16 protein-coding genes and 2 pseudogenes are annotated in these 19,030 nt (G+C 43.7%); 15 read left to right on the forward strand and 3 right to left on the reverse strand.

Annotated features, from left to right (window positions below):
- Window positions 1-268: 268 nt before the first annotated feature.
- Window positions 269-2,272, reverse strand: coding sequence for a BCCT family transporter (locus ATG66_RS02165; protein ID WP_098413766.1), 2,004 nt, complete (start codon window positions 2,270-2,272; stop codon window positions 269-271).
- Between the two features lie 197 nt (window positions 2,273-2,469).
- Between ATG66_RS02165 and ATG66_RS02170 the strand changes: the two genes are divergently transcribed.
- The 9 genes from ATG66_RS02170 (at window position 2,470) to mnhG (ending at window position 10,743) form a co-directional block, all read left to right on the forward strand.
- Window positions 2,470-3,372, forward strand: coding sequence for a LysR substrate-binding domain-containing protein (locus tag ATG66_RS02170; protein WP_098413767.1), 903 nt, complete (start codon window positions 2,470-2,472; stop codon window positions 3,370-3,372).
- Between the two features lie 407 nt (window positions 3,373-3,779).
- A complete protein-coding gene (locus tag ATG66_RS02175) occupies window positions 3,780-4,718 on the forward strand; it encodes a universal stress protein (protein WP_098413768.1) in 939 nt (312 codons plus the stop codon).
- A gap of 112 nt (window positions 4,719-4,830) precedes the next feature.
- Window positions 4,831-5,022 carry a hypothetical protein gene (locus tag ATG66_RS02180; RefSeq protein ID WP_098413769.1) on the forward strand — a complete coding sequence of 64 codons (192 nt, stop codon included), beginning with the start codon at window positions 4,831-4,833 and terminating at the stop codon, window positions 5,020-5,022.
- A 168-nt stretch (window positions 5,023-5,190) separates the two neighbouring features.
- Window positions 5,191-7,860, forward strand: a complete 2,670-nt coding sequence (gene mbhE / locus ATG66_RS02185; RefSeq protein ID WP_098413770.1) for a hydrogen gas-evolving membrane-bound hydrogenase subunit E — start codon at window positions 5,191-5,193, stop codon at window positions 7,858-7,860.
- The gene (locus ATG66_RS02190) at window positions 7,860-8,213 is read left to right on the forward strand and encodes a Na+/H+ antiporter subunit C (protein ID WP_098413771.1); all 354 of its coding nucleotides are present in this window, start codon (window positions 7,860-7,862) and stop codon (window positions 8,211-8,213) included. The genes mbhE and ATG66_RS02190 overlap by 1 nt, the downstream gene beginning before the upstream one ends.
- Window positions 8,210-9,706: a proton-conducting transporter transmembrane domain-containing protein gene (locus ATG66_RS02195; RefSeq protein ID WP_098413772.1), complete on the forward strand. Its 1,497-nt coding sequence runs from the start codon at window positions 8,210-8,212 to the stop codon at window positions 9,704-9,706. Before ATG66_RS02190 ends, ATG66_RS02195 begins: the two co-directional genes overlap by 4 nt.
- Window positions 9,703-10,179, forward strand: a complete 477-nt coding sequence (locus tag ATG66_RS02200) for a Na+/H+ antiporter subunit E (RefSeq protein ID WP_098413773.1) — start codon at window positions 9,703-9,705, stop codon at window positions 10,177-10,179. The genes ATG66_RS02195 and ATG66_RS02200 overlap by 4 nt, the downstream gene beginning before the upstream one ends.
- Window positions 10,172-10,450 carry a cation:proton antiporter gene (locus tag ATG66_RS02205; RefSeq protein WP_098413774.1) on the forward strand — a complete coding sequence of 93 codons (279 nt, stop codon included), beginning with the start codon at window positions 10,172-10,174 and terminating at the stop codon, window positions 10,448-10,450. Before ATG66_RS02200 ends, ATG66_RS02205 begins: the two co-directional genes overlap by 8 nt.
- A complete protein-coding gene (gene mnhG / locus ATG66_RS02210; protein WP_098413775.1) occupies window positions 10,450-10,743 on the forward strand; it encodes a monovalent cation/H(+) antiporter subunit G in 294 nt (97 codons plus the stop codon). The genes ATG66_RS02205 and mnhG overlap by 1 nt, the downstream gene beginning before the upstream one ends.
- Before the next feature lie 18 nt (window positions 10,744-10,761).
- Here the strand turns inward: mnhG and ATG66_RS02215 are convergent, their stop codons facing one another.
- Complete coding sequence (locus ATG66_RS02215) at window positions 10,762-11,469, reverse strand: GntR family transcriptional regulator (RefSeq protein WP_098413776.1); 708 nt, start codon at window positions 11,467-11,469, stop codon at window positions 10,762-10,764.
- 182 nt (window positions 11,470-11,651) lie between these two features.
- On the opposite strand from ATG66_RS02215, the gene ATG66_RS02220 reads away from it, so the two are divergent.
- Window positions 11,652-12,980 carry a 6-phospho-alpha-glucosidase gene (locus tag ATG66_RS02220; protein WP_098413777.1) on the forward strand — a complete coding sequence of 443 codons (1,329 nt, stop codon included), beginning with the start codon at window positions 11,652-11,654 and terminating at the stop codon, window positions 12,978-12,980.
- 54 nt (window positions 12,981-13,034) lie between these two features.
- Window positions 13,035-14,585, forward strand: a complete 1,551-nt coding sequence (locus tag ATG66_RS02225; RefSeq protein WP_098413778.1) for an alpha-glucoside-specific PTS transporter subunit IIBC — start codon at window positions 13,035-13,037, stop codon at window positions 14,583-14,585.
- Window positions 14,586-14,706: 121 nt separating this feature from the next.
- Here ATG66_RS02225 and ATG66_RS02230 read toward each other — a convergent pair whose 3' ends face one another.
- Window positions 14,707-15,459: an electron transfer flavoprotein subunit beta/FixA family protein gene (locus ATG66_RS02230; RefSeq protein WP_098413779.1), complete on the reverse strand. Its 753-nt coding sequence runs from the start codon at window positions 15,457-15,459 to the stop codon at window positions 14,707-14,709.
- Window positions 15,460-16,041: 582 nt separating this feature from the next.
- On the opposite strand from ATG66_RS02230, the pseudogene ATG66_RS21155 reads away from it, so the two are divergent.
- From ATG66_RS21155 to ATG66_RS02245, 4 genes and pseudogenes are all read left to right on the forward strand, one after another.
- Window positions 16,042-16,725: pseudogene (locus ATG66_RS21155) on the forward strand (PAS domain-containing protein); the annotation flags it as partial.
- Window positions 16,726-16,827: 102 nt separating this feature from the next.
- Window positions 16,828-17,262 (forward strand): annotated as a pseudogene (locus ATG66_RS21160) (methyl-accepting chemotaxis protein); the annotation flags it as partial.
- 311 nt (window positions 17,263-17,573) lie between these two features.
- Window positions 17,574-18,452, forward strand: a complete 879-nt coding sequence (locus ATG66_RS02240; RefSeq protein WP_098413781.1) for a DMT family transporter — start codon at window positions 17,574-17,576, stop codon at window positions 18,450-18,452.
- Between the two features lie 9 nt (window positions 18,453-18,461).
- Window positions 18,462-19,013 carry a hypothetical protein gene (locus tag ATG66_RS02245; RefSeq protein ID WP_098413782.1) on the forward strand — a complete coding sequence of 184 codons (552 nt, stop codon included), beginning with the start codon at window positions 18,462-18,464 and terminating at the stop codon, window positions 19,011-19,013.
- Window positions 19,014-19,030 lie beyond the last annotated feature (17 nt).

Genomic DNA, 19,030 nt, shown 5'->3' on the forward strand with positions numbered 1-19,030 from the left:
GTCTGTCGCACTAACAGTTGTAAACGATCACTGGATCACATTATTTTAATTCTGAAATTGGCTGCGGAATGACGGATACTGAACTGGCTCATTTTACGTTAAATTACATATTCAAAGTTTAATTTACCAATAATCTAACGTGGGATGTTAGTGACTTATTAGGTGCGGTATTTGCTCAATGAGATAAAACGATAACGGTACGATTAAACTGAAAAGCGGAAGGCTGTACCTTCCGCTTTTTTAGGTTAATAATTGAGCTGTATAACCACTAACGCACTTGATGAAGAAAATATAAGTGTTTTTCGTACTGGTCTATAATGTCCGCTATTAATTGGTTTTTGCTGTAACCGCAGATATTATACTGTTGTGAACCTTCTTGAAGGTAAACCTCAATGTAGTATTGCGACTCAGTTTTTGTACCACTGCGCTCGCCAATAAAGGAAGGAGTCGACACTTCTCGGGCCCAGGCACCATAAAGGAAATCAATTTCATTTCCGTGTCCCACGACCAGCGCACAATGCGTATTATCGATCTCCACTTTGGTTTCTAGACCTTTATTACTAAACACTATCGCAACGTCTTTCATTGCTTCTGTAATGTCAGTGTGTAGAAAGTCCATGGCTTCTGTTTTTTGTGGCATTGCAATCAAGTTCTCGAGTTGTTGCTGCCAACCGACTTCTTGAATACGCGCTAGACTGCTCGGGGTGGCTTGGTTAAGGTGCTGCACACTGTCGCGCTTGAGCATTTCCAACCGCAGTGATTTAAACAAACCATAACCGACTAATAATAGTACGGGAGCAAATGGAAGTGCTGATGCCAAAGAGGCCGCTTGTAGCGCTGATAAAACATCTTGCCCACCCGCAATGATTAACGCGGCTGCTACTAAACCTTCCGATACTGACCAAAAAATACGCTGTTTGACAGGCGTTTCATCGCCATCTTTTGCTGTGAGCGTATCAATAACGAGTGAGCCAGAATCTGATGACGTCACAAAAAACGTAAAGATCAAGAGTGTAGCTAATACCGATGAGATGCTTGCGAACGGCATGGTATCTAAAAAGCGAAATAACGACGTTGGTGTATTCGCGAATACTTGGTCGACAAGTTCAGGCATCTCGCCTGATAAAATACCGTGCAAAGCCGTATTACCGAACACTGTCAGCCAAATTATCGTAACGCCGACGGGGACAAAGAGTACACCTAACACAAATTCTTTGATCGTGCGGCCACGAGAAATTCTCGCTACAAACATGCCAACAAAGGGTGACCACGCAATAAACCATGCCCAGTAGAAGAGTGTCCAACCACCAAGGAAAGACTGCGTATCTTCATTGCCTGTGTAAGCAAAGTTATTGAATGTCATGTCAACAATTGACGAAAGGTACGAACCAACATTTTGTGCTAACGACTGGAAGATAAATAAAGTTGGACCGACGACAGCAACAAATACCAAGAGCAACACAGCAAGGAGTAAGTTCCATTCTGATAAACGGCGAATCCCCTTATCTAAACCTAATATCACCGAGCAGGTTGCCATGCCCGTTACGACTGCTATTAAAATAAGTTGGGTCGTCGTGCCTATTGGAATATCAAAGAGGTAGTTTAATCCAGAGTTGATCTGTAAAACTCCGAGACCTAAAGAGGTCGCAATTCCGAACATAGTTCCGAACACGGCCAAAATATCGACCGCGTAGCCGATTGGGCCATAAATTCGATCCCCGATGAGAGGGTAAAGCGCAGAACTAATGCGCAAAGGTAAGTTGTGACGGAAACTAAAGTAAGCTAAAGCAAGTGCGACAATCGCATAAACGCCCCAGGCATGAACACCCCAATGGAAAAAGGTTTGTGTCATCGCTTCACGTGCTGCTTCTGCGGTACCACCAGCCCCTTGCGCAGGGGTAGCAAAGTGGAAAATAGGTTCGGCGACACCGTAAAATATTAGACCAATCCCCATGCCAGCAGAAAACAGCATCGCAAACCAAGAGAGATTACTGTATTCGGGCTTACTATGGTCAGGGCCGAGTTTAATTTGACCGTATCGGCTGAATGCGAGCACAAGCGTGATGATGAGATAGACGCCCATTGCTAATAAGTAGAACCAGCCAAATGTATCGATAATCCAAGACTGTAGAGAGCCAAACCAAGAGCCTGCGAGCTCTGGCATAGTGATCGTAAACAGGACAAAAAGGACGATTAAGCCTGCAGAAGGGAAAAAGACGGGTGGGTTAATTCCAGCCAACTTGGGGGAATTTACTTCAATAGTGTTACTCATAATCAGATGATTTGATTAACCTCTTAGTTATTTAAAGAACGCCAATCTTGGTTTAGTAGAGGGCATAACGTAATGATGTAATGAGGAAACGTTATGCAGGGCAACGCCAAGAGAGGTAATGTTTTGGAGCGGATAGCATTTTGAAACAAGAGCTAATATTATGAAAACGATAAATGATGATATGAGTATTACGAAACATGATAGTAGATAAGTCACAAGTACGACTCTTAGATTTGGTTGTACTCAATACTTTTATAAAAGTTGTTGATAATAAAGGTTTTACTTCTGCTGCTGACGAGTTGCACTTGGCTCAATCTACGGTGAGCGCGCATATTAAACGTTTGGAAGATACGGTAGAAGGTCGTGTTTTAGAAAAAGGCCAGCGAGTACCAACCCCTACATCAATCGGAACGAAAGTGCTGGCTCATGCGCGGCGACTGATCAACCAAAACACATTGGCTTGGCAGGATATTTCAGAGCAACGTATTGATGGCGTAGTTAGACTCGGGATTCCTGATGATTATTTGGTTTATATCCCGAAAGTGTTGGCTGAATTCGAAAGTCACTTCCCCGATGTTGAGTTACAGGTTTACTGTGGGTTGAGCGTTGAGTTACTAGATAAAATGCAATCAAAAATGTTGGATCTAGCGGTGACCACACGACAGCCCAATAGTCCAGGTGGCGAGGTGTTGTGCCGTGAAAAGACGGTGTGGGCTGGCGCACCCGGGTTCGACATGCATCAACGTTCTCCGTTACCACTTGCTGTTTCCACAGATGGTTTATGTATTTTTCGTCAGAGGGGAATAGAAGCTCTCAACAGTGCAAGCATTCCATGGCGAATTGCTTATACGAGTGCAAGTTTATCTGCGTTAACTGCGGCGGTTAAGGCGGGTTTAGCGGTGACAATATTAACCCCGTCAATGCTGGTTCCTGGGCTAGAAGTTTTGTCTGAAACGAAAGGGCTGCCAACTTTACCTATGACAGAGATCGCGTTACATCAACAAAATGACGTCGATTTAAATGAAGCGTCAAAAAAGTTAGCGGAAGAAATTAAGCGTCATATTCAAACGAGTGAGGCGTCTCGGGTTAAATTGCTCTAAAAGAGGGCTCTGTGACCTTTATGCAGTGAGCAAATAGATAAAACCAATAAGGCCTTTAAGCGCATTAAAACCGGCGCTCTTGTACATCGATTTGTGATTAATATAGCACCTTTAAACGAAGTGCTATGAAATATTAGGTAATCCATTTATGTGGATCACCTAATTGTGTTATTGCTTAAACTCAACGGACTTCGCTGCAGTAAACATTTAGATGTTGCTGGGTATATATTACTCTTAGACTTGAACTAAAATGGTAGCGAAGTAAGGAAACAAAGACGTTCAACAAAGTTGAGTAATATAAATAGCTTAATGAGAATTTATTTCATCAACGTCACAAGCCGTTACAAATATCCGTTAGGTATTATACTTTGTTGATGGTTAGTATTTAACCTAACAAGGAGGTTTGTATGAAACGATTTACGAACATACTTTTTGCTACACAAGGATTACCAGGCCATAGCGATGCGCTTGAACAATCCATTAGGATCGCGTCAAGTAATGGTGTACCTGTCACGGGGCTGATTGCCTGCCCCAACTTCCCTGCAGATATGTTCCAATATCAGCAAAGCTATGAGCAGTCGCTGCAAGACTCCCTTAAACAAAGTATTCACGATTATAGACAGCAGTACAATATTTCCGAAGATGACGTACCATTTCCTCTTACGGTGCGAAGCAGTGAAAAGCCGGCGGTTTGTATCATCCAAGAAGCATTAGCGCACAACAAAGATCTCATTATTAAAGAAGCTGAGCCACTTAGTGACGGCGCGGAAGGGTTCAAAGCCATCGATATGACTTTGCTACGAAAATGTCCTTGTCCGGTTTGGTTGCATCGACCAATTGATAAGCCAAAGGACAAACGCCGTGTGGCGGTAGCCATAGACCCAGTTACAAACAGTGATGAACAGCATTTATTGGCCCTGCGCTTACTCGAGTTATCGCGCTCGATAGCAGATACCTGTGATAGCCGTTTGCATGTGATCTCTTGCTGGGAGTATTACTTAGAAAATTATTTGCACGATAATGCCTGGATTCAAGTCGAAGAAGATCAATTAAAACAGGAGATAGATAAGGCGAAAGTAAATCATAAACAAGCGCTACAACAGCTATTAGAAGAGTCGGGGATTGCCGGTGAAATTGTTGTTCATCACCTACATGGAAAGCCAGATGAAAAAATTCCAGATTATGTTGAAAGTATTGAAGTTGATGTACTTGTCATGGGGACTCTCGCGAGAACAGGCATATCTGGGTACGTAATTGGTAATACGGCTGAAAATATTCTGCAATCTATTAACTGTAGTTTGGTTGCTCTTAAACCTGATGGTTTCGTATCGCCAATTCAGCAATGAGTTATTGATGTATAACAAACCGAGGTTAAGTCGTTGTTTTTAATTAAGGGAGGGACTGAGTTTTAGAACATGGAATTATCAGCTTATCAATAAGTTATAAGAGGAGAGTGACATGAAAAAACTATGCCCGAAATGCCATACAGAAATGATAGAGCGTTCGAATGTTTATATTTGTCCGAGAAATGACATCGGTGATTGTAGCTACGATGCGTTTGAATTTACCGATAACGATAATCCATACGTACTAAGCCAAGAACAGGTAAGTTGCGATTTACGTTCTTACACTATAGCGGATAGTAAGTAACCGTTTTTTGTCGTGGTGTCCTTGAAGTAGCATTCAGTGACGGCTGTTTGCTACTTATCGAACGCTTTTGTTATGGTGTTAGAGACACGAAGACTAAAGCAGCAAAGTTGGTAGTTGTATCGTCCTTATAGCATAAGGCATGTTTCTAATAACTAAGAATGGGCTACGATGTTGAATAGCATAACAGGTAAAAAAAACCTGCCGAAAAATAATGATGATCAGTTTGTACTGCTGATTTTCCCTGTGCTGCCAATTCTAATCTTCTTCTATCTTTTCTACATTTATACACCAGCAGGCATAAGTTGGAATACGGAGTGGATACCAGGGCTCGATATTAACTTAAGCTTCAGGCTTGATGGGCTTTCATTTCTTTTTGCTGGCTTAATCAGTGGGATTGGTGCGCTGGTTCAAATTTACGCTTTGGGTTATTTACGAGGGAGCGATAGTCGGTTTTCGTTCCATTTGTACCTCACCTTATTCATGCTTGCCATGTTGGGGATTGTAATAAGCGATAATATCCTATTGTTGTTTGTTTTTTGGGAACTCACAACCATCACCTCCTACTTACTGATTGGCTTTAATCACGAAAACAAAACTTCACGCAAAAACGCTTTACAGTCATTGATTGTAACTGGGGCTGGTGGTTTAGCGTTGCTAGCAGGCCTTATCTTGCTTGGAGCCATGGCAGGAAGCTATGAAATAAATACGATTATTAGTCAGGCAGAAGTTATGGCGCAGCATGAATGGTTTATGCCATCTTTAATGCTCATACTGCTTGGTGCATTTACTAAATCAGCTCAATTCCCCTTCCATTTTTGGCTGCCTAACGCCATGGCTGCGCCGACTCCGGTAAGTGCTTATTTACACTCCGCGACCATGGTCAAAGCTGGAGTTTACTTATTAGCGCGTTTATCACCGATTTATGCGCATAGTGATGTCTGGTTTTATGCCTTAGTGTTAACCGGAAGTATCACGGCCGTTTGGTGTACGTTTGTGGCGTTAAAGCAAACCGACTTAAAGCTGATGCTTGCTTACAGCACCAATGTTGCTTTGGGTAAATTAATCCTTTTGCTTGGTATAGGCACAGAGCTGGCCGTTAGTGCCGCATTAATGTTTATTCTGGCGCATTCTTTCTATAAAGCGGCGCTTTTTATGGTGGTGGGGAATATAGATAAGGCCACAGGGACCCGAGATATCAATCAGTTATACGGTCTGAAGTCGGTGCTAGTCATCAGCATGGTCGCAGGCGTTTTAGCGGCTCTATCCAAAGCCGGGTTCCCGCCCTTATTGGGTTTTTTGAGCAAAGAGTACATGTACAAAGCCGCTTTAGGGATCAATAGTTGGATTGCCATGGTGCTTTTAGTGGTGAACATATTGATGGTCGCATTAACCATCATGCTGATCGCGAGGCCGTTCTTTGTAAGTCGAAATGGTGTAGCGCTTGAGACCAAACCCGTCGAGACGAAAAGAAGCATGTGGGTTTCACCGTTACTCTTGGCATTTGGCAGTTTGGTATTTCCATTAGTGGGTTTGAGCTGGTTCGATCACAATGTCGTCTTCCCTGGTGCATCTGACATTTTGCCTTCTGCCGATATTAAAGCGACATCTTTGTGGCATGGTGTGAATGTCCCCTTAATTTTGAGTGTCATCACGCTATTACTTGGATACATTGTTTATCGTATTTATCCGAGCGTTTCTGCCTTTTTCCAACGGTTAAATGGGCTCGTACCAAAAGCGGAGAATGTATTTGAACACATGCTAGAGAGCATGATGGCGCTGGCAAAATGGCAAACCGCATTTTTACAACAAAGGCATTTAAGTCGTTATGTATTGTTATTTTTTATTGTTTTAGCCGCCGCTTTACTGAGTCAGGTAGCGCTTGTCCCTCGGTCTTTATTTGAGCAGCTTTCTAATGTGGCATTTTATGAGATTGGCATCGCTTTATTGCTTGTGGCGGCTGCATTAGTGTGCACGTTGTCCTATTCAAGGTTGTTGGCGATTTTAGCTCTTGGGATGATTGGTTTTATGACCACGTTGGTCTTTATGATTTACAGCGCGCCAGATGTTGCGAAAACTTTGCTGTTAGTGGAGACGCTAATGGTGGTCTTTTTAGCGCTATTAATGCGCCATATGCCGCGTTTAACGACCGTGCCCCAACATTCGATAAAACGTAAAGCCGTGCATGTCTTTATCGCCAGTACCATTGGTATTTCAGTCACGTTGCTATTGATGGGCGTCACGTCACAGCCGATGGACACGATAGTCGCTGATTTCTTTGCCCAAAATAGTGTTCCGGGTGGTCATGGACGTAATATCGTTAACGTTATTTTGGTTGATTTTCGAGCGTTTGATACATTGGGAGAGGTGGTGGTGGTGGTTATTGCAGGTATTGCGGCGGTGAGTTTATTAAAGACGCGAGCCCTAAAGCAAAACCGTATCCAATCGTTGGTTTTCGCGACTACCGCGCACATCGTAGCGGCATTGATGCTGGTGTTTTCTGTTTATTTATTGTTGCGAGGTCACAATGAGCCGGGAGGTGGTTTTATAGGTGCTTTGATCGCCGTTATCGGGTTGTCGCTTCTCATGTTTGCTGAATCACCTAAGTATGTTCGCTCTAGATTGTATTTTAAGCCATTTGTTATTGCGTTATTTGGTATCTCATTAAGCCTTTTCTCTGGAAGTTTGAGCTTTGCTTTTGATAAGCCGTTTTTAACAGGATTATGGTGGAAAGACGTTATACCGCTAGGCACACCGTTGGTATTTGACGTCGGTGTTTATCTTGCCGTTATCGGTGGGGTCATGGGCATGCTACTGCGTATCAATGAGGAGCTCGACTGATGGAAATTGTGTGGAGTATTGTGGTTGGCGTGTTTGTGGCCGCTGGTATTTATTTAATGTTGGAAAGACATATTTTGCGCCTGCTGTTTGGGGTCATGTTATTAAGCAGTGCGGTTAATCTCGCAATTTTTACTGCCGGAAGGTTAACACCGGGCGCACCGCCACTTATTGGCGATAACGCCACGTTACCGCAAGAAGGTGTTGCCAACCCCTTGCCTCAAGCGCTGATTTTAACCGCTATCGTCATAGGTTTTGGGTTACTGATATTTACCTTAATGCTGTTTTATCGAGCTTATAAGGAAACGGGCACTGCAGACGTAGATGAGATGCAACACTCAGAGGAGGAACAATGACGTTGATTTGGCTAACATTGCCCGTTGTTCTTTCATTGAGTACGGCGCTAGTGATCTTTTTTGTGCGTCGGTTTACGAAAGCTGTGGAATGGCTGAGTGGCGCCAGTGTCGTTCTGAGCCTAATCGTCGCCGGTTTGCTAACGGAAAGTGTGATAAAAAATGGGGTGCAAGCGGTCGCCTTTGGTCAGTGGAAAGCGCCGTTTGGTATTGTTTTTGTGGCTGATCTTTTTAGTGTAGCGATGGTAATGATTACGGCGGTGATCGGTGCGATCAGTATTTTTTACGCCATGGCCGATCTTCGTCAAAAGCGATCATACGGTACGTACCATGCGTTAATGCACGTCTTGCTCGCCGGAGTGTATGGGGCGTTTCTGACCGGTGATATTTTTAATCTGTATGTTTGGTTTGAAGTGATGCTCATCGCATCATTTGGTTTAATGGTGCTTGATGCCACCAAGGCTCAGGTTGATGGGGCAGTGAAGTATGTGATGCTGAACCTGATTTCGACGTTGGTTTTCTTACTCGCCATTGGCTTGCTTTACGGCGCGACCGGAACCTTGAACTTAGCCGATTTATACACCAAACTCGGACAGAGTGAGTCAAATACCAGCACTATGCTCGCTGCTCTGTTTTTATTCGCGTTTGCAATCAAAGCGGCACTGTTTCCGTTATTCGCTTGGTTGCCAGCGTCTTACCATACTTTGCCTAGTGGTGTCGTCGCGCTGTTTGCTGCACTTTTAACCAAAGTCGGGGTGTACGCGTTGATCCGCGTATTCACGTTAGTTTTTCCTCTTGCTGAGAGTGGTTGGCAACCGACGTTAATCTGGGTGGCTGGTTTAACGATGTTAACCGGGGTTTTGGGCGCGGCTAGCCAGTTCGATATTAAGAAAATCCTCTCTTTTCATATCATCAGCCAGATTGGTTACATGATCATGGGACTTGCGATCTATACGCCATTAGCCCTAGCAGGCGCCATTTTCTATATCGTTCATCATATTATTGTAAAAGCGAACTTGTTCTTAATTGGTGGTTTTATTGAGCGAAAATACGGCTCAAGTGATCTTGAACAACTCGGTGGCGTCTATAAAGCGATGCCCTGGTTAGCATTTTTGTTTCTGGTTCCGGCGTTTTCTCTGGCGGGTTTTCCCCCTCTATCTGGTTTTTGGGGGAAGTTTTTGGTGATTAAATCGAGTTTACAGGCGGAATATTATTGGTTAGCAGGCACGGCGTTGCTGGTTGGGCTACTTACGGTGTTCTCAATGACAAAGATTTGGAGTGAGGCATTTTGGAAAAAGCCCACCCACGTGAATACCGCAGAGGTGCTGCCGATGAAAGTGCATTGGATGTATTGCATTCCAATTGCCGTCTTAACCACCTTTACTTTGATCATTGGTTTAGTGGCAGATCCATTTTATCAATTCGCGGTAGAAGCCGCTGAGCAACTATTGAACCCAAGAGAATACATCCAAGCAGTATTAGGAGGAAGTGTATGATCTATCTATTCCTCAACTTTTTTTTAGCACTGGCGTGGATGATGCTCAATGGTAGCTACTCTAGTCTGAGTTTTATCGTCGGTTTCACGGTGGGTTTTTTTGCTCTGCGATTAAGTCAACCCTTTGGGCTCAAAACCAGCTACTTTCGACGCTTTACATCAACGCTCAAACTCCTTGTGTATTTCGGGTATGAAATGCTCATCTCTGTTGCGCGAGTCGTATGGGATGTCGTTACTCCTACGCACCTCAGCGAGCCAGATATCGTGTATGTGCCTTTGGATGTGGATTCTGACCTTGAAATCACGCTACTTGCGAATATGGTTTCTTTGACTCCAGGAACATTAAGTTTGGATGTCACAGCAGATAAGAAGCATCTTATCGTTCATGCAATGTTTGCCCCTGAACATGACGATGTAATTCGAGGAATTAAAGAGGGGTTGGAGCATCGAATTTTGGAGGTGACTCGTGGATAGCTGGTTACAAATAAGTATTACGTTTGCTTATGCAGGGTTACTAATCAGTTTTGTGATGACCTTTGTTCGCCTAATTTTGGGCCCGACCTTGGCAGACCGAGTGGTCGCGCTGGATCTGATTTCATTTATTACAATCGGGTTTATTACTGTTTACACCTTGGACAGTGGTGAAGATGCGTTGTTGGATATCGCGATCACGTTAGGATTAGTTGCATTTCTTGGCACGATCGCTTTCGCAAGGTTAATCGTTAAACGGAAAGGAAAAACGTAATGGAAGCTTTGATAGGGGGATTTTTATGCTTAGGGACACTGCTTATTCTAAGCGCGAGTTTAGGCGTACTTCGGATGCCAGACTTATATACTCGCATGCATGCTTCGACTAAAGCAGGAACGGTAGGGCTGAGTTGCTTACTTATTGCGGTTGCCATTTCAATACCGGAAGTCAGTGTGATTTCCCGAGTGATTGGTACTATGTTATTCATCGTACTCACTGCGCCAGTAGCCTCGCATTTACTTGGTCGAGCAATGCGAGAGGTTGGTTATAAAATCTGGCGCAATGATTAGGGGCAACATGGAGTGTTGTTAGCCTCGGGTTGAAATAAACTCAAAACTGTACTGATATAACCGGAAGTAATTCACTGTATATTCAAAGGCACGGCCATCATCTAAATAACCAGTAGATTCTACTTTTAGAATCGGGGATGCTTCTGACTCATTAAGGTTTGAAGCGATCTCTGCATCCAGTAGGTAGGGTTTAACAGACTGACTGCTCTTCGCAATTTTCAATCCTTTGTCTTTTTCAATGTATTCGTATTTAGAGCCATTCATAATAGCAATGCTCAAGTCAGGAAATAACCCCGCTGGCATATGAGTGATTTCATAAATTTCAGGCTCATCGTTGATACATCTGAGTCTATGTATTTCATAAGTATCATCGTTAGGGGTAAGGTTGAGTTTCTTAGCAATCTGTTCCGTGGGTTTTTTAAGCTCAAATTTTATGACTTGAGAGCTTGGTACTTTTCCTTGTCGGCTGACCTCTTCAATAAAGCCAAGCAAATGCAATGCATCGTGCTGTGCTTTTAGATCATTGATATAAGTGCCACTACCCCGAGTTCGACTTATTAAGCCTTTATCTACAAGAATTTGTAAGCTTTTTCTTATAGTTACACGACTGACAGAGAACGCTTCTTGCAGCGCACTTTCTTTTGGGATCATCGATTTGGGCTCGAGCTCCCCATCTTTGATCTTCCTTTCTAATAATTCGGCAATTTCTATGTATTTAGGTTTCATAACACCTCACTAAATCTTGTTTCATGATAGCAAGAATGTGATCTGAGATGTAGTTAATACTTTTACTTCCTCCCCTTATGTGATTGCTCTCTCTAATTTCTAATTGGGTTCTTTATATGTATCACAAAAGTATTAATACTTAAGTTATACGTTAAACGAAGATATACCTTTGAGGTGACAAAATGAAACGCCAAAAATTAACCATAGTTGGTGCAGGCAGCACGTACACGCTCGGCATGATGAACAGCTTGATTGCTGAAAAGGAAAATTTCCCCCTTAAAAAAGTGGTGTTTTACGATATTGATGAAAAGCGTCAGGAGTCGAACGCGTTAGCAACGGAGATTCTGTTACGAGAGCAGTATCCAGAAATTGAAGAGTTTGTTTATACAACCGATAAATCTATCGCCTTCGCCGATTCGGATTTCTTTTTTATTCAGATCCGTACTGGTGGTCTGGCCATGCGTGAACGTGATGAGCAAATTCCGTTATCCAACTCGTGTGTCGGGCAAGAAACCTGTGGTGCAGGTGGCATGGCATATGGACTGCGCTCTATCGGAGACATGATTACGTTGGTGAACGAGATTAGAACAACATGCCCAGAAGCATGGATTCTTAACTACACAAACCCAGCAGCGATTGTGGCTGAAGCTTTAAACCGCGAATTTCCGCATGATAAACGAATCCTTAATATTTGCGATATGCCAGCTGCAATCATGGTCAGCTACGCGAAATTGTTAGGTTGTGAGATCTGGGATTTTGTTCCGGAATATTTTGGACTCAACCATTATGGGTGGTTCACTAAAATCCGTAACAAACAAGGTGAAGACCTAACCGATAAAATCAAGAACATCATTTTAAAAGAGGGGATCAGCGCGGTTGATGCAGAAATTGCTGATGATCCGTCGTGGCAAGCAACCTTTAAAAACATGCAAACCATGCTAGAGGACAATCCCGAATACTTACCGAATACTTATCTTCAGTATTACTTATATCCTGAAAAAATGACGGCGAAAGAGGACATTAATAATACTCGAGCAAGACAAGTGATTAATGGTCGAGAAAAACGCGTTTTTGAACTGAATTCCAGAATCATCGAAGCGGGAACCACAAAAAACGAAACATTACATGCAGACATCCATGGGCGCTATATGGTGAGAGTAGCGGCCTCGTTGGCTTATAACTTGAGTGATGTTTATCTTGTTATTGTGCCGAACCATGGTGCTATTTCAAACTTACAAGAGGATGCGATGGTAGAGGTACCCGCCGCATTGACCAGTGATGGGCCTAAAGCATTCGCGGTTGGAAAAATACCAACATTCCAAAAAGCAATGATAGAGAGTCAACTGGGGTACGAAAAGCTCGTGGTGGATGCCTGGTACGAAGGCAGTCAACAAAAGCTGATTAATGCACTGACGCTAAACCGTACAGTGATTAATGTTCCGAAAGCGAAAGAAATAACAAAACAATTATTAGAAGAAAATAAAGCCTACCTTCCTCAATTTTTTCAATAACAAATGGATTTAGGAGCCTTTGAATGGGCTCCTTTGCTGAAACAAGAGGTTTATATGAAAGACATTATTCAAAGGTTTGGGGCGGCAATGTTTGTCCCGGTGTTACTGTTTCCTGCTGCTGGTATGCTACTTGGTCTCTCTGTTGTTCTTTTAAATCAGGACGTGTTCCCATGGGCACAAGAGGGCAGTGCTTGGGTTAAAGTTTCGACCATTATTTTACAAGCATCTTTAGCTGTATTTAAAAATATGGCGCTTATTTTTGCCGTCGGCCTGCCAATTGCGTTAGCGAAAAAGGCATCCGGAAGAGCCGTTCTTGCAACGCTGGTTTCTTATATCACGTTCAACTATGTTATTGGCGGAATTCTTCAGTTTTGGGGAGCTGACCTAGGAGTCAATTATACTACGGGAGAGCGTGGTTTAACGGAAGTCGGTGGTATTTTAACCCTCGACACAAACTTGTTAGGGGCTATTTTAATCGCCAGTCTCTCGGTTTGGGTCCATAACCGATTTTTTGATAAAAAACTGCCCGATTGGGCGGCGGTATTTGGTGGAACACCACTAGTGGTGATCGTTAGCTTTCCAATTATGATTGCCATGGCAATTCTGACTTGTTTGACTTGGCCTAATATTCAACATGGTATTTATAATCTACAAGAATTTTTGGTTTCCGCTGGATCGTTAGGGGTATGGTTATTTACGTTTTTAGAACGAATCATGATTCCGACTGGTTTGCATCATTTCGTATACGGCCCGGTTTTTTATGGTCCAGTGGCTGTTGACGGCGGAACCGTTGCATATTGGATTCAAAATATACAGACATTTGCTCAAAGCTCAGAGAGTCTAACCACTCAGTTCCCACAAGGTGGCCTGATGCTAACGGGCATGGGTAAAGTATTTGGCTGTACAGGCATCGCATTAGCCCTTTACTCCGTAGCAAAAAAAGAAAATAAAAAGATGGTCATGGGGCTCGTTCTTGGCGCCGCAATTACAGCGATTCTCACGGGGATAACCGAGCCAATTGAGTTCACCTTCTTGTTCATTGCGCCAGCTTTATTTGCCTTACATGCGCTGTTATCAGCAACAATGGCAACAATCGCTTTTATGTTTGGTGTCTCCGGTAACTTTCAGACGGGCTTGATAGACTTTATTTTCCAAAACTGGTTGCCGCTGGCAGGTAATCATGCAGGAACATACGTCATTCAGATCGTTATCGGTTTGGCATTCACTGGCATTTACTTTGTGACCTTCCGTGCTCTGATTTTGAAATACAATATTCTTACCCCAGGAAGAGAGGGAGCCGATACCAAGCTGTATTCAAAAGCAGACTACAAGGAAGCGAAGTCGACGGATCAAAATGGTGTTGAACCGTCTCAAGCCAATGCATTTATAGAAGGCTTGGGTGGTAAAGAAAATATCGCGCTACTGACGAATTGTGCGACTCGTTTACGGGTCAAAGTAAAAGACACATCGCTGGTAAGGGATAATGCTTTCTTTACTCAACATGGAGCGGTGAACGTGGTGAGGAACCAAGAGAGTTTACAAATTATCGTCGGCTTAACCGTCCCTCAAGTTCGTGAAGATATGAGTCAACTGATAAAAGCTTAACCCCCTATTTATGCTCCTTTCTGTGTGACTCTAAGGTGAGGCAATAATAATGTCTCACCTTTTTTATACCGAATATCCTCACTCACTAGATATTCGTGCTGTGGGTTTATTGACCACTGTTTCATGGAATCACCTTCGCTTCATGACGCAGCTTCTCCAGAAGTTCTGAGACAGACTCAACGTTGACTCCCCCTTTTCTCTGTGGTGGTGGCGTGACCTCTTGGATGGTTTGGCTAAATACGACGTCAACCCCTAAGCTGTCAGGCGTTATTGTATCTAACGGCTTGTGTTTGGCTTTCATGATATTGGGCAGTGAGGCGAAGCGAGGTTCATTTAAGCGTAAGTCAGTACTGATCACGGCTGGCAAACTCATCGCCACCGTCATCAAGCCGCCATCCACTTCTCTTACTACCTGAACGTTTTGAGCTTTGAGCTTCACGTCCGAGGCGAATGTCGCTTGCGGCCAGTCGAGCAGGGCTGCCAACATCTGAGCAACTTGGTTGTTGTCGGTATCAATAGACTGCTTACCGGTAATGACTAATTGCGCTTGTTCTTTCTCCACCAGTGCTTTGAGCAGTTTTGCTACCACGAGTGGCTCTATTTTATCGTCGGTATCGATATGAATTGCACGATCGGCACCTAATGCAAGAGCGGTACGTAACTGCTCCTGACACTGACTACCGCCAGCACTTACCACGAGGACTTCATCCGCCACTCCTTGCTCTTTTAAACGCACGGCTTCTTCAACGGCTATTTCGCAAAATGGGTTGATCGTCATTTTGACGTTATTCGTTTCAACACCGCTGTTGTCGGCTTTAACCCGAATTTTAATGTAAGGGTCAATAACCCTTTTAATTGGCACCAGTATTTTCACGTTAGATTCCTTTTATATTGAAGGCTATGTGACGATATCTTTAAGGTGACTTTGCTTTCCTCTGCTTCAACTTTAAATATATTGTTGTTCAACAAATGGGCGATGTAGAAAATAAAAAATGCCATGAGGCAAAGAAAATGCGTGGTGTTTGGTCTTCTGTTCACTGTAGCTGCACGACTGGCTGTTCGCTATTTTTGATCCAAACTTGTTTTTTCTCCATATGACTAACCGCACAATTGCTGAGTTTTCCATCATGGGTCTGCGAATAGAACTCTCTGATGACACCAATGTAAATAACTTGGGTAAGTCAGGAATTTGAGTATAATCCCGCGTAAGTAAGCCCAATTAGTATACAGTCTTAAGTGATTTTTGATGCGTGTAACCCAAGGTCGATTGTGTTCGTATCTAACGTCCCAAGTCTCAAAGTCATTTGGGAACATAAATAATAAGCCTCTGATTGATCGATAGATGAGTCAGTTAAGGAAAGTAATGTTTTTTAATAAGTCGCTTCAACAAGAAAATCAACGATTAAAGCAAGAGTTATATAGTCTCCAGCAAATACAACGTAGTCTCGATGAGGACATGCTAAGGCTGACGCTTGATCATAAAGGCAATATCACATCGGTAAACTCAAACTTTCAGCAACAACTTTCGCTGTTAGATACGGCCATTTTATCAAAGCACATTACTGAATTAGTACCGGCAAAAGCAAACAATACCGACCACTTTCATCGGATGAAGAAAGCGGTACATGAGCAAACATTTTGGAATGGCGCATTGCAAATAACCAAAGGTGATGGTGAGGAAGCGTGGTTAAGGACTGTTATCCAGCCCGTGTTGAATGTTCATGATCAGGTTGACAACTTTGTTGTGTTTGCCTCTGAGTTAACTCGTACTATTGCGACCTCGCGTGAACAGCAAGACATGCTCAATGCGCTGAGCCGCTCGATGGCGGTGATTGAATTCACCTTGAATGGCACAGTATTAAAAGCCAATGAAAACTTCCTCAGTACGATGGGATACACACATGAGCAAATTGTTGGTAAACACCATCGAATTTTTTGCGAGCAAGAAGAAGTCAACTCTCAAGCTTATGAAGAGTTTTGGCAAAGACTGGCAAAAGGACAGTTTGTATCAGAGCGATTTAAGCGAGTAGACCGTTATGGTGTAACGGTGTGGCTGGAGGCATCTTACAACCCCATTCACAATGATAGCGGAGAGCTTTACAAAGTGGCTAAGTTTGCCACTGATATCACGCAACAAGTGTTGCAAGAGCAGTCGATGGCACAAGCGGCCCAATTGGCCAATGAAGTGTCGAAAGAGACAGGGACGCAAACCCTGCAAGGACAGCAAGTCATCGGTTCCACGGTGGAGAAAATGCAAATGCTCTCAGAGCAGATGCAGCAAGCCAATACGGCAATCGATGAACTAAAAGTGCATTCATCAAGAATCAGTGAATTAGTAAACAGCATCAGTGGCATTGCTGACCAAACGAACTTGCTTGCGCTCAATGCCGCGATAGAAGCAGCGCGAGCCGGTGAGCACGGCAGAGGGTTTGCGGTGGTTGCTGATGAAGTACGACAACTTGCTACGAGAACCAACGCAACGACCGATGAAATCGTTTCTATGGTCGGCGAAAACTTACAGCGAACGAATAATGCCGTCGCGCTCATCTCCCAGTGCCAACAAGAAGCACTCGATACTCTCGAATTGTCAGAAAAAGCTGGCAATGTGATGAATGATATTCAGGATGGCGCAAGCCGTGTTGTTGAGGCGGTCGCGCAATTTAATCGTTCATTGTAATTGAGGCTATGCGTGCCGTAGCCAAGTTAAGCGGTTTGAGCAGGAGACTATTAAGCATCCGGTGCAGGTTTTAACTGGTGTGCTTAATAATTTAGAAATGCTCGAATAATTTAGTGTACGAAAACGCTTGCCTTGAGACTTTGCCTGCCTTTAATGTATCTCGCCTGCAGAGTGTCCCTCTGCATCACAACAATACAGGAGAAAATCGAGCGTCCACTTCTTGCTCGATAAGATCTCCGCTCAAATAAAGACAATGGCACAGCGAACTTCTCTCGCTGCGCCATTGTGTGTTCCATATTTTGTGAGTATTTATGTTTAACTCAGAACGCAAAGCGACGGTTATTCTGGTTGCGACGACGATGATAGCGGCACTCGGTTGGATCTTTTCCAAAGAAACAATACAAGGTTTGCCACCTTTTGGCTTTATTGGGGCGCGATTTACGATCGCATCACTGTGTTTGCTACCTTTGTGTTATCGAGCTTTGTGGGCCGCAAATTTTAAAGATGTGCTGTCAGCAAGCGGAGTTGGGCTGCTGTTAGGTAGTGCTGTCATGACGTGGATTTACGCTATCTCCATTAGCGATACGTTAGGTGAAGGTGCATTTATCATGAGCCTGTCTATGTTGTTTGTGCCCATTGTCGCTTGGGTGATGTTCCGTCAGCGGCCACAACGAATTTTTTGGATTGCATTACCCATCGCTGTGTTAGGGCTTGCTTGTCTCTCTTTAGTGGGTGGCTGGAAGCAATCGGCCAGTCAATTTTGGTTTCTTGGGGCGGCGCTGATCTTGGCGTTGCACTTTAATGTGAACCGTAAATACTCGCAAACATTGCCGGTGTTGTTGCTCACCTGCGTACAACTTTTTTCTGCAGGTTGTTTAGGTTTATTGGTTTCCTATTTTATGGAGTCCTTTCCTACCAAGGTCGACTCATCCATCTGGTGGTGGTTTGCGCTGAGCACTTTGCTGGCCACAAGTTTACGATACGTGATGCAAACGATGGGGCAAAAGTTCGTGCAGGCAGGTAATGCAGCGTTGATAATGATCCTAGAGCCAGTTTGGACGGTTATTCTTAGTGTGCTTTGGTACGGAGAGGTGTTAACCGCGAATAAGCTTGTCGGTTGTGTACTGATTTTGTTTTCGCTTATTATTTATCGAACTGGCGGAAGGCTTCGTCTGCCAACAAAAGCATAGGTGTGAGTCATGGCAAATACCGAGCATCAGGAACCACTAGATTTTTTAGATATTTTGAGTGTCTGTTTGTATCGTTTAGGCATTAGCGTCTTTGCCATCGGGCTTATCGGCGTGGCGCTCTCGGCTTTTGGTTTTATGGAAGACATGACCGCGTATTATCGAAGTATGTTGTTGATGATCGCTATTGCTGGTGCGCTTTCCGCTGCGAATATTCACGTCTACAGCAAAGCCGTACGAATGGTGATCAGCTGGTCGAGCTGGATTGGCGTGATACTCATGGTGAGCGATCCTAATTTAGGCCATGTATGGCTTTCGCTCGGTTTTGTTTTTGTCACGTTCTCTGGGATCGCGTTGAAAGAGTCGTTTTGCTTTAAAGTACCAGGCCTGAAAGCAGTGCCAATCCTACTTGCCTTTGCCACCTTTGCGTTTTGCTTTGAGCTGTTGTTCGCTACAGGTATCACGATGGTTGTGTCTGGCTTGATCATCGGTTACCTGTCAATTGCAAAGTGGCGAATGCCGCTGCATTTTGATATTGGGATCAAAGCGAACTATGAAATTTAGAGCCTTAAAGGCTTTCA

Source organism: Vibrio sp. ES.051 (assembly GCF_002563795.1).
GTDB lineage: Bacteria > Pseudomonadota > Gammaproteobacteria > Enterobacterales > Vibrionaceae > Vibrio.

Excerpts from the sequence above, each read along its gene's own strand:
- ATG66_RS02215 (WP_098413776.1), bottom strand. The coding sequence starts at position 11,469 with ATGAAACCTAAATACATAGAAATTGCCGAATTATTAGAAAGGAAGATC.
- mbhE (WP_098413770.1), top strand. The coding sequence starts at position 5,191 with ATGTTGAATAGCATAACAGGTAAAAAAAACCTGCCGAAAAATAATGAT.
- ATG66_RS02180 (WP_098413769.1), top strand. The coding sequence starts at position 4,831 with ATGAAAAAACTATGCCCGAAATGCCATACAGAAATGATAGAGCGTTCG.
- mnhG (WP_098413775.1), top strand. The coding sequence starts at position 10,450 with ATGGAAGCTTTGATAGGGGGATTTTTATGCTTAGGGACACTGCTTATT.
- ATG66_RS02200 (WP_098413773.1), top strand. The coding sequence starts at position 9,703 with ATGATCTATCTATTCCTCAACTTTTTTTTAGCACTGGCGTGGATGATG.
- ATG66_RS02170 (WP_098413767.1), top strand. The coding sequence starts at position 2,470 with ATGATAGTAGATAAGTCACAAGTACGACTCTTAGATTTGGTTGTACTC.
- ATG66_RS02225 (WP_098413778.1), top strand. The coding sequence starts at position 13,035 with ATGAAAGACATTATTCAAAGGTTTGGGGCGGCAATGTTTGTCCCGGTG.
- ATG66_RS02220 (WP_098413777.1), top strand. The coding sequence starts at position 11,652 with ATGAAACGCCAAAAATTAACCATAGTTGGTGCAGGCAGCACGTACACG.
- ATG66_RS02240 (WP_098413781.1), top strand. The coding sequence starts at position 17,574 with ATGTTTAACTCAGAACGCAAAGCGACGGTTATTCTGGTTGCGACGACG.
- ATG66_RS02195 (WP_098413772.1), top strand. The coding sequence starts at position 8,210 with ATGACGTTGATTTGGCTAACATTGCCCGTTGTTCTTTCATTGAGTACG.
- ATG66_RS02190 (WP_098413771.1), top strand. The coding sequence starts at position 7,860 with ATGGAAATTGTGTGGAGTATTGTGGTTGGCGTGTTTGTGGCCGCTGGT.
- ATG66_RS02165 (WP_098413766.1), bottom strand. The coding sequence starts at position 2,272 with ATGAGTAACACTATTGAAGTAAATTCCCCCAAGTTGGCTGGAATTAAC.
- ATG66_RS02175 (WP_098413768.1), top strand. The coding sequence starts at position 3,780 with ATGAAACGATTTACGAACATACTTTTTGCTACACAAGGATTACCAGGC.
- ATG66_RS02245 (WP_098413782.1), top strand. The coding sequence starts at position 18,462 with ATGGCAAATACCGAGCATCAGGAACCACTAGATTTTTTAGATATTTTG.